This window comes from Rhizobium sp. PP-CC-3G-465, from assembly GCF_004343445.1.
In the GTDB taxonomy this organism is placed as follows: domain Bacteria; phylum Pseudomonadota; class Alphaproteobacteria; order Rhizobiales; family Rhizobiaceae; genus Ferranicluibacter; species Ferranicluibacter rubi.
In genome coordinates this window covers 1-12,258 of record NZ_SLYH01000030.1, presented here as the reverse complement: position 1 = coordinate 12,258, position 12,258 = coordinate 1, and the positions used below count along the sequence as shown (strand labels likewise).

The window sequence follows — 12,258 nt, the reverse complement described above, 5'->3', positions numbered from 1 at the left end:
CACGCTTGGCGAACACTGCAGGACCGACCTTGGAAGATCATGTCCATCGGTCAGCGGCAATGGGCTCATAGGTTCTGATCAATGAGGGTTGGTATAAGAGGTTGGCTGCCACCACGAACGTAGACCACAGCCCGTCGCAAAATTCTCGATTAGAAAGACACTTGTTCTTCTGGCTTTTACGACGTCGCAAAATACGGAGTTCTGCGATAGCTGCGATGTCCGGAGATGCCGTGCATGGGATGTCGCCGAGCAACTTAAATGTCTGGGCAGAATTGAGATCAAACCGCATAATGCGATTGCAAGCATTCCCATTACGCCTCGTCCGCGTCGGCCTCTTCAAAGCTATCTAGCGGCAGCGCCACATCAGCCCCCCGCCCCTGCATCAGCCCCGCATCCTCCAGCATCTCGATATCGGGCAAGTCCTGCAGCGTCTCCATGCCGAAGGTGCTGAGGAAGTGCCGGGTGGTGACATAGGTATATGGCGCACCGGGGGTGGGGCTGCGCGGGCCAGAAGCGATCAAGCCGGCGCTCCGCAGGCTCGCAATGGTGTCCCGGCTGATCTCCTTGCCGAAGGTTTTTGAAAGTTCGCCGCGGGTGACCGGCTGCAGCGTGGCGATCGCCATCAGGACGGCTGCCTCCTGGCGAGATAGCGTCACCGCCAGTGAGCGCGTCTCAACCGTCGATGCACGAATGGTATCAGCATAGACGCTGCGGGTACGATGCTGCCAGCCACCAGCCACGGAGATGAGTTCATAGGGCCGCCCGACCAGATCCTCGCGCAGATCGTCGATCAGCAGATCGATGGCGCAATCCTTGCCGACGACGCGGGCCAGCGTTTCGCGCGTGACGGGTTCCGCGGACGCAAAGATCACCGCCTCCACCCGCATCATCCATTCCCGCCACCGCAACGCTGGCGGCAGGTTCTCGATCTCTTGGTCGAAGGCACGATCATCGTCCCGTTTCCCGGTGCGACGGCGGGAGCCTGTACTTGCGCCCGCCATGGTCACAGCCCGTAGATCCGAAACGTGCTGCGGCCGGACAGCTCCCGCACAGCACCGGAAGCCTCCAGCCGCTCGAACATGCGCCGGCTGGCCCAGCGCGAAAGGTCAGCGCCGGGAGCGGACGCCGATACCGCATCCTCATCCAGCAATCGGTGGATCACACCCTCCCTGCCTTTCGTGCGCAGTTTCGGCGCGACCGTCACGAGCTGCCGGGCGCGTCGATCGATCTCGCTCGCCGACTGAAAAGCGGCCCGCGCACCCTCCACCAGCGCCAGACACACCGCACGCGCAAAACCCGGCTCGCCCGGACGCACCCGCCCGCGGCCGCCCAGCGTGCGGAAGGCGGGTCCGCCGCGCTGCGCCATCAGGAGAAACAAGGGCCTCTGCCAGCCGAGCCTTTGCGCGATCAACCCGTCGGCAAGCGCCCAGGCCAGGCGTTCGGCATCCGGGCGAACGGCATGGATGGCCGAGACGAGATCGGCCGCGGCAAAGGGCGCGGATCGGGACGACTGCAGCGCACCATCGACCAGATCGACCACGCGGGCCAGATGATCGTCCCACCGCAGGGAGAGCAGCATGGCGAGTTCCTTGAGGAACGCCGTGTTCACAGGCCCATTGCGGGCGCCAAGCTTCCTGTAGGCGGAATAGACGTTTCCGGCAGGACCGGGATCACCGGCGTCTGACGCCATCAGCACGGCATCACGAAGCTCGGCTTCTGCCTCGTTGCGTCCCATCAGGCGCACGGCCGCAGCGGCAGATCGGAGCGCTAACCGCGCGCGCCAGCAGCCCGCCCAGACCGGCTCGGCGCGAACCGGATCATCCAGCGTTTTCAGGGCGATGCCGGCAGAGAAGGCTGCGTCGCCTTCCGTCTCGGCAGACCGCAACGATGCCGACCATGACGGCAGGACGAAGGTCTGGGCAGGTGAAGAACCGGTCGGGATGATGCGCGAATCCATGAGATAAGCATAGAACGGATGTGCGGATAAGGCTATCCTATAGCGCGTTAGCCGCACAGTCTGTCGTCATCGAAATACGTCCGATAACGTTGACTTATCGGACATATTTGACGTGTGCGAAATAGTACGGTAGAAATACATCAAAAGGTAGATTTTTGGAGCCTGTCATGTCGCTGAACATCAAAAACCCGGCCACCGTAGCGCTCGTGGACGAGCTGGCACGACGCCAAGGGATCAGCAAAACCGCCGCGGTCCACCAGGCCCTTAGCGAACGACTTCACCGCATGGGTCACGGAGAAGGCTCCCGGGACCGTATGCTCGGCGAATTGCAAGCGATCCGCAAGAGAGTGGCGCGTCTTCCGGAGCTGGACCACCGGAACGATGAGGACATCGTCGGGTTCGACGAGGATGGGATCCCGAACTGATGGTGATCGACACCTCCGCCATCGTCGCCATCCTGCGCGACGAGCCTGAAGCGGCTAGACTTGAAAAGGCTCTTGTCTCGGATCCAATTCGCCTTGTCCCCGCGACCTGCGTGCTCGAGGCTCGTATGGTCATGGTCAGCCGTCGAGGCGAACATGCCCTGGCCGAGATCGATCTGTGGCTCTCCAAGATCGAGGCAGACATTCTTCCTGTCGATGCTGATCTCGTGGAGGTCGCGACCCAGGCATGGCTAACCTACGGCAAGGGCCGCCATCCTGCGTCGTTGAACTTCGCCAATTGTTTTTCCTATGCCTTGGCAAAACGCGCCGACGAGCCTTTGCTGTTTATCGGTACAGACTTTTCGCGAACCGATATCGAGGCGGCCTGATGATGGCGGATAACACAAATCTCAATGCAGATATGCCAAGACCTGCTCCCTCCCCTTCTCTGCCGGGCCACCTGCAGGATCTCACCGATCGCGCTCGCGGCTACGTCGAGGCGGCAAGCTCCGCCAATACCCGCAAGGCCTATGCCTCGGACTGGAAGCATTTCGCCGCCTGGTGCAGGCGATCCAGTCTGCCTCTCCTCCCCCCGCATCCGCAGACCATCGGGCTGTATATCACCGCGTGTTCCTCCGGAACGGCGGAGCGTGGCGGAAAACCCAACTCCGTATCGACCATAGGGCGCAGGCTGTCGTCCCTTTCCTGGAATTATACGCAGCGCGGTCAACAGCTCGATCGCAAGGATCGCCATATCGCCACGGTCATGGCAGGGATCCGCAATAGTCACGCCCGGCCTCCTGTGCAGAAGGAAGCGGTGATGGCGGCGGACATCATCGCGATGATCGAGACGCTGGATCGTAGCACTCTACGCGGCATGCGCGACCGCGCCATGCTGCTGGTCGGCTATGCCGGTGGCCTACGCCGCTCCGAAATCGTTGGTCTTGACGTGAAAGCCGATCAGACCGAAGACGGCCGAGGCTGGATCGAAATCTTCGACAAGGGCATGCTCGTCACCCTGAGGGGTAAGACCGGATGGCGTCAGGTCGAAGTCGGTCGCGGTTCATCCGACGCCACCTGCCCGGTTGTCGCCGTCGAGACATGGATCAGGTTCGCAAAGCTCGGCCACGGCCCCCTCTTCAGGCGCGTTACGGGACAGGGCAAGTCCATCGGCGCCGAGCGGCTGAACGACAAGGAGATCGCCCGCTTGGTCAAGCGCGCCGTTGTTGCCGCCGGTGTTCGCGGCGACCTGAGCGAACTTGAGCGCGCCTTAAAGTTCTCCGGCCACTCCTTGCGCGCGGGTCTGGCTTCCTCAGCCGATGTTGACGAGCGCTACGTTCAAAAGCAGCTCGGCCATGCTTCAGCGGAGATGACGCGCAGATATCAGCGCCGACGTGACCGCTTCCGGATCAATCTCACCAAGGCGGCCGGGCTATAGGTCCCCGACACCCATGACAGAAAAGCGCAATTCACAATTCACGGTCGATATTGCATCGTAAGCCAATACCCGCAGTTCAAGTGACGACGGCACCATGAATTATTCTGACAGCGATATTTTGCGCGCGGTTGGCGCCAATGCATTTTCGGCAGGGAAAGCCTATCAGCGGCAGGGGCGCGTCATTGCATTTCAGTGGCACGGCGATGACGGCATTGCCGCGCAAGTGCAGGGATCGGACCGCAAACCGTATCGGTTGAACATATCCATCGAGCCAAACCACACAGGCCGGGTGGTCATCGAAGGGGATTGCTCCTGCCCCGTCGCCTTCAATTGTAAACACGTCGCAGCAAGCCTGCTGCATGGCCTGGTGACGGTTACAAGGCAGGCTTCGTTGCCGGCGCTGATGACACCGGTACCATCTACGGCATCGCGCAGTCCAACTGCACCGGGCGCCCCGGCTGCCCCGCTGTCACTGTCGCCTCCCGTTGCCGATTGGCTCAACCGGCTGCGCCAGGTCGATGCCCGGAGCCAACGCGGCAAAGACCAACTTCCGCAACGGCTGATCTATATTCTGTCGCCGGAGCGGGGCCGCACGGCCATGCCTCACCTGCGGCTCGATATCCGATCCGGCCGGACCCTGAGAGATGGAACGATATCGGCGACATCAACCGCCTATAATCTGGAGAATTGGCATACCCGCTCCGAAGCGAAGTTCTTGCGCGATGCCGACCGAAAGATCCTGCAGGTTATTACGTCGACTCCGCGTTCCGCCGTGCATGGCCATGACTTTGCGCTGACGACCGAGCGAGGCGGGGAAGTTCTAGATGAGATCCTCGCCACCGGCCGCGCCCGTTGGATGACGATCGACGGCATCGACCTATCCCAGGGTGAGGTGATTGCCGGCCACGTCCACTGGGCGCCGGGACAGGGCGCATCGCTGCGCGCCGCTTTGCAGCTTGAGGATCCGTCGCAGACGGAGAAACTTCTGCTTCTCAACGCCATGCCGCCTGTCTACGTCGATAGTGCGGCAGGTGTCGTCGGCCGGATCGAGACCGCGCTTGCGCCCATGGTCGTTTACGAGATGCTGGACGGGCCGGATATTCCGGCAGCACAGGTCCCACTCGTCGCCGCGCAGTTGCGTGCAGCCGGGGCGCGGTTGGCGGCGACAGCACCGCAGCAGCTAGCGCAAGCTGAGATCGTCAAAGGGCCGTTCCAACCTGTTCTGCAGGTGATAACGGTCCAGATACCCCTCCCCTACCGTCCCGGTATCTATACCTCTGGGCAAACCGAAACCGTCGGCATCGCCCGCGTGGCGTTTCGCTATGGCAAATGGGAGGTGGCGGCGAGTGCGACGGAGGCCATTGTTTTGCATATGGACGGTTTGACGCCCGTCGAAGTCCATCGCAGCACCAAGGCGGAAAAGGCAGCGCTGAACCAATTGCGCTTCGCCAATTTCCTGCCCGCCCCGAAAGTGCGAGACGGCGTCCCTGCCGCCAACCAAAGGGATTTCCTGCCCGATGAGGGCGACAGTGGCTGGTACGACGCACTGTATCAAGAGATCCCCGCCCTGGAGCGACAGGGCTGGCGGATCGAGATTGCGTCGGATTTTCCCTATCGGCTACTGCGCGGGGATGGAGCGTTCGAAGCCCGCCTCAGCCAAGGCTCCGGCCTGGACTGGTTTGAATTCGACCTCGGCATCATCGTAGCAGGCGAACGGCTGGACTTGATCGGCCCACTAAGCCGATTGCTGTCGATGATCGAGCCGCAGACGCTCGACCTGCTGGAAGAGGATGAGCCGCTCTTCCTGCCGCTGGCAGACGGCCAGGTGCTGGCGGTTCCGGTCGGCAGCATTCTGCCGCTAGTCAGGACATTGTTCGATCTCTTCAATCTGACCGGAGGTCTTGGAGAGGACGGCCGGTTGCGGCTGTCGTCACTCGATGCCGCCAGCCTCGCCGATCTGGAAGCCGCTGCAGGCGCCGGCATCCTGTGGCAAGGCGGCGAAGGGGTGCGCGCATTGGGACAAAAGCTGCGCGACCACGGCGGCATTCCCGATGTCGACCTGCCGCCCTGGTTTGGCGCGACATTGCGGCCCTATCAGGCGCGTGGGCTGGCATGGCTGGCGTTTCTCAAAGGCGCCGGACTTGGCGGTATTCTCGCCGACGACATGGGTCTTGGCAAAACGGTGCAGGCGCTCGGTCTGATCGCCATCGAGAAAGCGGCCGGGCGACTGGCGGCCCCGGTTCTGGTCGTCGCGCCCACTAGCCTCATGGTCAACTGGGCGTCGGAAGCGGAGAAATTTGCGCCCGAGCTATCCATTCTCATCCTGCAAGGGGCGGACCGCAAACTGCATTTCGACAGCGTCGACACCGTCGATCTGGTGCTGACCACCTATCCGCTGCTGGCGCGCGACCAGGCCATTCTGGCCGACCGCGACTGGCACATGATTTTCCTCGATGAGGCGCAGGTGATCAAGAACGCCAATGCCGCGACGACAAAACTGGTGCACGGCCTCAAATCGGCACATCGTTTTTGCTTGACCGGCACGCCCCTGGAAAACCACCTCGGCGAGGTCTGGTCGCTGTTTCACTTCATCGCGCCGGGGTTTCTCGGTGATCTCAAGAGTTTTACCCGCCAGTGGCGGACACCAATCGAAAAGAAGGGCGATACGGTGCGCTCCCGCCAGCTGGCGGCCCGCATCAAACCGTTCCTGCTGCGTCGGACCAAGGAAGAGGTGGCCGGAGATCTGCCGTCAAAAACAGTGATCACCGAAAAAATGGAGTTTGCGACCGGTCAGCGGGCGATCTACGAGTCGATCCGGCTGGCGATGCATGCAAAAGTTCAGGCGGCTATTGCCGAGAAAGGCCTCGCCCGCAGCCATATCGTTATTCTGGATGCCCTCCTGAAACTGCGTCAGGCCTGCTGCGATCCGCGCCTGCTGAACCTCACTCAGACGAAAAGATCCTCATCGGCGCCGGCAGGGTCCGCCAAGCTCGAACGGTTGATGGAGTTGCTCGCCAGTCTGGTGGACGAGGGTCGTAAAGTGATCGTATTTTCGCAGTTCACATCCATGCTGGACCTCATCCGGCAGCAGTTGGACGACACAGGCATCGCCTATGCCTTGCTCACTGGCGATACGGTCGACCGTGCAACACAGGTAACGTCTTTCCAAAACGCAAAGCTACCGGTCTTCCTCATCAGCCTGAAGGCGGGCGGCGTCGGGTTGAACCTGACGGCCGCCGATACCGTGATCCTCTACGATCCCTGGTGGAACCCGGCGGTGGAGGAACAAGCCATCGACCGCGCGCATCGGATCGGCCAGAACAAGCCGGTCTTCGTATACCGGCTGGTCGCAGCCGACACGATCGAGGAAAAAATGGATGTCCTCAAAGACAAAAAACGGGCGCTGGCTGATAGCCTATTCGACCATGACGGCCAACCGACCCTCGCCATGACCGAGGCAGATTTCGACTTGCTGCTCGGGTAGTGCATCATGGCCGATCATCAGCGACGCTACCATCATTGTAGAATGCATCGGCACGTTTCGGGGGTTCATACAAAGCCTTGGGCGACGCAGAAGCTCCCCATCTCATGCCAATCACCAGAATTTACGGTACATCACTATCGATACTTTACAAGTATCGATAGTGAATTGGTTAGACCTTGACCAACTTGCGGAAACCGCCGTATGATCACGCGGAATGTCGAAAAACGATGCCAGCCACCATCTGCTCGACGAGAGAGACAAACCCTGGAGCATCCGTCATGACCGTTACCGTTAAGGTCGCCGAGGCCAAAACCCATCTGTCCGAGCTGCTGGCGAAAGTCGAAGCCGGCGAAGAGGTGATTATCTCGCGCGGCAACACGCCTGTCGCGCGGCTTACGCGCATCCGCCGCGACAACGACGTCGATGCGTTGATCGCCGAAATCAAGGCCCAGCGCGCCGGCCGGCCTGTCACCACTCAGGATGAAATCCGCAAATGGCGTGATGAAGGCCGCCGTTACTGATGTCCTTCGTTCTCGATGCCTCCATCGCCGCCGCCTGGTTTCTGCCCGACGAACAACACGACGCAGCCGATCGACTAATGTCGGAGATACGCTCGACGGTCGGTCTCGTGCCGGCACTGTTCTGGTTTGAGACCCGCAATCTGTTTCTGGTGGCCGAACGGCGTGGCCGCCTTCGCCCCGGCGAACCTATCCTGCTGATGACACAGTTGCGAGGGCTGCCGCTCGAGGATGCCGGATCGGGCGGAGACGGCCTGGTCCTGGAACTGGCAGCCCGGTACATGCTGACCGCATATGATGCGAGCTATGTCGCGCTTGCCAGAACGCAAAGGTTGCCTCTGGCGACCGGGGACCGAAAGATGGCCCTCGCCGCCCGCGGCGAGGGGATCACCGTCGTTGGGCCACTCGAACATGAGCACTGAGCTGACGCCTTCAGGCAATGACGTTTTAAAGCGCGCCGAGGAACTGGATGCACTAGACGCAATTTTGCCGTTTGATCGCAGAGACCAGCTCGCCGAACTTCTGACCAACGACGACGACGCGACGCTCAAGCATCTGGCCAGCGAAGGCATGGGCGACAACACCATGCGGGCGCTGGCATCAGATCTCGCCTATCTGGAGGCGTGGTGCGTGCTGGCGACAGGCACTCCCCTCCCCTGGCCTGCCTCCGAAAGTCTGCTTCTGAAATTCGTCGCCCATCATCTTTGGGACCCAGCAGAGCGGGAAACCAACGTCGAACATGGCATGCCTGAGGACGTCGCGATCGCGCTCCGCTTCAAGGGCTTGCTGAGAAGCACCGGACCGCATGCGCCGGCGACCGTTCGCCGCCGGTTGACGAGCTGGTCGATCCTGACGCGCTGGCGCGGGCTGACCGGATCGTTTTCGGCGCCGTCGCTGAAAAGTGCCCTTCGCCTTGCCGTTCGCGCCAGCAATCGCCCCCGGCAGAGAAAGAGCAAGAAGGCTGTCACCGCTGATATCCTTGCCAAACTGCTTGCGGCTTGCGCGGGCGATCGGCTGGTCGACCTACGTGACAGGGCGCTGCTGCTGATGGCTTTCGCATCCGGCGGCAGACGCCGTTCCGAGGTCGCGGGACTCCGTGTTGAGGACCTTTTCGAAGAGGAACCGGTCCGCACCAATCCCACCGACGAGCACTCCCCTCTCCTCCCCTGCCTGACAATCCGTCTCGGCCGCACCAAAACCACGTCAGCTGATGACAACGAACACGTCGTGCTGATCGGCCGCCCCGTGACCGCGCTCCGGCATTGGCTCGAAGAGGCGAAGATTGAAGCAGGACCGGTTTTCCGCCGTATCGACCAGTGGGGCAATCTCGATCGGCGCGCGATGACGCCGCAGTCAGTCAACCTTATCCTGAAAACCCGCATCAAGCAGGCCGGGCTCGATCCGGCGCAGTTTTCAGCGCACGGAATCCGCGCGGGGTACCTGACAGAAGCTGCCAATCGCGGCATTCCATTGCCCGAAGCTATGCAGCAATCCCTGCACAAGTCGGTCACTCAAGCTTCTGGATACTACAACAATTCCGAACGCAAAATGGGACGCGCTGCTCGGTTGGTCGTTTGATTTAGAGAACTCATTATCGCATCAGGGTCACCCACCCACTCCGCTGGGGCTCTACCCATCGGACGAAGCGTTGGTATGGGAATTGGTTCCAGCGGACGATTGCGATCATTGCGACTGCCGCAAAACTCCCTATTCTGCGACGTTGCAAAAGTCAGGAAAACAAGTGTCGCATTGGGCAGACTGTCCAAAAACTCTTTGAAGGAATGATGGCATGCACTTTTCAATGCCGAAACTCAGTGGGCGACGAGATTTTCCGGATTTCGATGCCCAACGAGCTCGATAAGGCACTGCTGAGCACTTTGACATCCATATTTGGTTCAGAAAGTGCGCACAGTGGGGCTGTTATGTCCTGACGGCGGCAATCAGACCTGCGACGGCGACAAGGGTGATGGCTCTTTTGATGTTGTAGGCGAGCGCTGTCAGGCTGAACTCACCTCGGACGTTTTCCAGCCGTCGCATCAGGAACGCGCCCTGATACATCCATTGTTTTATGGTGCCGAACGGATGTTCGACGCTTTCGCGCCGCCGGTCCAGAATGCCGGGCCGGGCGGCAAGACGTATCGCCATGCGGTCGAGCACCGCCTCGTTCTTGAGGCGCGACACGCGGCGAAAGCTTTTGGTGCAGCGTTCGCGCAGACGGCACGCCTTGCAGGCGTCTCGGTTGGGCTGGTATCGGCAGGTTCATGCAAAATCGATGGCATCGCAAGATACCCGCGCGTTACTCGTCGGGCGTAAGCTTCTGCAGGGAAAGCTGCTCGACGTCGAACTCAGTATCCGTGGGATTCAGCGCGGCTACGGACTGAAGGTCGGCGAGGTCAGCCGCGGCAGGTTTGAGGCGCGTATCCAGGAACTGATCGTAGGGCACTCCACCCTGGAGACGGTGATCGGCGCGATGCTGGCAGCCCGAGCGATACTGTGGAGTGAGTTCACCAGGCTCCACCGCGAAATGCTGAAGATCGCGCGGGCAGACAAGATTTGCCACCGGTTGATGAGCACGCCTGGCGTCGGCGCGCTGGTCGCTCTGACATATCGATCAGCGGTCGACGATCCGACTCGCTTTGGAAAATCGAGTACAGTCGGCGCCTACTTTGGGCTGCCCCCTAAGAAATATCAGTCCGGTGAGACCGACCGGGATGGAGGCGTCAGCAAGGTCGGTGACGCGATGGTCCGAACCGCGCTCTTCGAAGCGGCGCATATCATGCTGACGCGAGCGACGCGGTTTTCCAGCCTGAAGCGCTGGGCGCTAGATGTAGCGAAACGTCGCGGGATGAAGCGCGCGAAGGTGGCTCTGGCGCGTAAGCTCGGCATCGTGCTCCATCGCATGTGGATGGACGCCACCGACTTTCGCTGGGGGGCAACCGCAATGGCCGCTTGAAGGAAGAAATGCTGATCGAGGCGCGCCTGGAACGCAACCCGATGCAGCGCTGGTCAACACCATGCTGGATGTAGCCATTGTGACCGTGATTGAAGTTGAAGAACGGCCAATCGTTCATTCCGATCGCGGAGCTCATTATCGCTGGCCAGGCTGGCTAACCCAGATCAGCGAAGCAAAACTGTTTCGCTCGATGTCCCGAAAGGGTTGCTCGCAAGACAACGCCGCGTGCGAAGGCTTCTTCGGCCGGTTGAAAAACGAACTCTTCTATCCTCGGGAATGGAAGGCCATGACCATCGAACAGTTCGTCGGCGAGGTGGATGCCTATATCTGCTGGTACAATGAGAAGCGCATCAAGATATCGCTGGGCTCGCTCAGCCCGGTCGAATATGGTAAAAGTCTCGGCCTGATCTTATAAAACAGTCCAACTTTTTATCCGCCCCCCCCTCTCCGCGTGGAAGGTTGACCCCAGACGCTACGAAGTAACATGCTGATGTGTTTTCGTTCTTTCCTGTCCAGCGGGCGTCAGCCTTCGGCGCCTACAGCGGGGTCAAATGCTTCGCGGAGTGATAAATGCGTGTGTCGACTTTCGTACACATGAACCCCAATGACGAGCAAAAAAGCCACTGAGCAATCGTTGGCGATGAGGCGAGTGTGCTGGATCTCAACGTTCCATTTACCTGATGAGACCTTCTAGATCCTCAAGCGCAGGCGGAATGACGTAGGGGCGAATGTGCCGCTTGACCGAGTGCTCTATGTCTCGCCGCGATGTACCCCCCCTCCCGGATCCCTGCACACCAAAAAGGAAGCCGGGCTTTGCGGCCCGGCAACCGATCAACGGCCCTGTAAGATCTTGATCATTTCAGGGGTTGGGCGCCCTTGTTTGAATGCTGCGGCGTCGGCGTATTGCAGACGTCCGGACTTCATCGCATTTATGAAACGCGTACACGCAACACGTGGGGCGAGCTTCTCTGTCGTGTCGAGAACAATAGCCGCCGCTTTCCTGCTTTTCGAGTTCCAGCCTTTCGACAAGCACTCCTGCATTGCGGCTTGCTGGGCTTTAGAGCTACCGCGAATGGCTTCACGGGCGACTTCGAATTGCTGCTGCGACGGCGCACATCCGGAAACAATCGTGATGGCAGTGATAAGGGAAATGGCGGGAAGCAGTTTCATTTTCATCTCCAATGATGGCCATCAGTGACGCATAAGTATAGCCAGGTTTCAAGTACGACAGACAGCGCTGCTCTAGGTTGTCAACACCTTCACAAGACGTTGGGCTGCTTCCCAAAGGCACGAGCGCGCTTTCGCTACGCTAGACTGGGCTCGTCGACGACCTCGATGTCCAGAGCCTTAGGCAGTGTCCATTTCGCGCCAGAACTAGACGCTCAGAAGAGCTAGCATTACAGTTGCGATTTTGATTTCAAGTGAGCGCGTCGAGAGTTAGCTTGATGCGCTCGTCTCCAGCATGACCATGCGATGACATAGGCAG

General features: G+C 60.3%; 10 protein-coding genes and 3 pseudogenes. 9 read left to right on the top strand and 4 right to left on the bottom strand.

The window, feature by feature from the left end:
* Nucleotides 1–311: 311 nt before the first annotated feature.
* Nucleotides 312–1,001, bottom strand: coding sequence for an SMC-Scp complex subunit ScpB (gene scpB, locus C8J33_RS26080; protein WP_110808386.1), 690 nt, complete (start codon nucleotides 999–1,001; stop codon nucleotides 312–314).
* Nucleotides 1,002–1,003: 2 nt separating this feature from the next.
* A complete protein-coding gene (locus C8J33_RS26075; protein WP_132665866.1) occupies nucleotides 1,004–1,957 on the bottom strand; it encodes a DUF1403 family protein in 954 nt (317 codons plus the stop codon).
* Nucleotides 1,958–2,124: 167 nt separating this feature from the next.
* Here C8J33_RS26075 and C8J33_RS26070 point away from each other — a divergent pair, with 167 nt between their 5' ends.
* The 7 genes from C8J33_RS26070 to C8J33_RS26040 all read left to right on the top strand — a co-directional run bounded on the left by C8J33_RS26070 (nucleotide 2,125) and on the right by C8J33_RS26040 (nucleotide 9,397).
* Nucleotides 2,125–2,382 (top strand): type II toxin-antitoxin system VapB family antitoxin, encoded by a 258-nt coding sequence (locus C8J33_RS26070; RefSeq protein ID WP_110802929.1) that lies wholly within the window; start codon nucleotides 2,125–2,127, stop codon nucleotides 2,380–2,382.
* Entirely contained in the window at nucleotides 2,382–2,768 is a 387-nt protein-coding gene (locus C8J33_RS26065) for a type II toxin-antitoxin system VapC family toxin (protein ID WP_110808391.1), read from the top strand. Before C8J33_RS26070 ends, C8J33_RS26065 begins: the two co-directional genes overlap by 1 nt.
* Nucleotides 2,769–2,800: 32 nt before the next feature.
* A complete protein-coding gene (locus C8J33_RS26060) occupies nucleotides 2,801–3,817 on the top strand; it encodes a site-specific integrase (protein WP_245507299.1) in 1,017 nt (338 codons plus the stop codon).
* A 94-nt stretch (nucleotides 3,818–3,911) separates the two neighbouring features.
* The gene (locus C8J33_RS26055) at nucleotides 3,912–7,301 is read left to right on the top strand and encodes a DEAD/DEAH box helicase (RefSeq protein WP_132665864.1); all 3,390 of its coding nucleotides are present in this window, start codon (nucleotides 3,912–3,914) and stop codon (nucleotides 7,299–7,301) included.
* Nucleotides 7,302–7,579: 278 nt separating this feature from the next.
* Nucleotides 7,580–7,822: a type II toxin-antitoxin system Phd/YefM family antitoxin gene (locus tag C8J33_RS26050; RefSeq protein WP_110808394.1), complete on the top strand. Its 243-nt coding sequence runs from the start codon at nucleotides 7,580–7,582 to the stop codon at nucleotides 7,820–7,822.
* Nucleotides 7,822–8,241 carry a type II toxin-antitoxin system VapC family toxin gene (locus C8J33_RS26045; protein ID WP_110802934.1) on the top strand — a complete coding sequence of 140 codons (420 nt, stop codon included), beginning with the start codon at nucleotides 7,822–7,824 and terminating at the stop codon, nucleotides 8,239–8,241. The genes C8J33_RS26050 and C8J33_RS26045 overlap by 1 nt, the downstream gene beginning before the upstream one ends.
* A complete protein-coding gene (locus C8J33_RS26040) occupies nucleotides 8,231–9,397 on the top strand; it encodes a site-specific integrase (RefSeq protein WP_132665863.1) in 1,167 nt (388 codons plus the stop codon). The genes C8J33_RS26045 and C8J33_RS26040 overlap by 11 nt, the downstream gene beginning before the upstream one ends.
* A 342-nt stretch (nucleotides 9,398–9,739) precedes the next feature.
* Here the strand turns inward: C8J33_RS26040 and C8J33_RS26035 are convergent.
* Nucleotides 9,740–10,060, bottom strand: a pseudogene (locus C8J33_RS26035) (transposase); the annotation flags it as partial.
* Between C8J33_RS26035 and C8J33_RS26030 the strand changes: the two are divergent.
* Nucleotides 10,056–10,772 (top strand): annotated as a pseudogene (locus C8J33_RS26030) (IS110 family transposase); the annotation flags it as partial. The pseudogenes C8J33_RS26035 and C8J33_RS26030 sit on opposite strands and share 5 nt — an antisense overlap.
* 28 nt (nucleotides 10,773–10,800) lie before the next feature.
* Nucleotides 10,801–11,187: pseudogene (locus C8J33_RS26025) on the top strand (transposase); the annotation flags it as partial.
* 416 nt (nucleotides 11,188–11,603) lie between these two features.
* Here C8J33_RS26025 and C8J33_RS26020 read toward each other — a convergent pair.
* Entirely contained in the window at nucleotides 11,604–11,942 is a 339-nt protein-coding gene (locus C8J33_RS26020) for a hypothetical protein (RefSeq protein ID WP_110808396.1), read from the bottom strand.
* Between the last annotated feature and the right edge of the window lie 316 nt (nucleotides 11,943–12,258).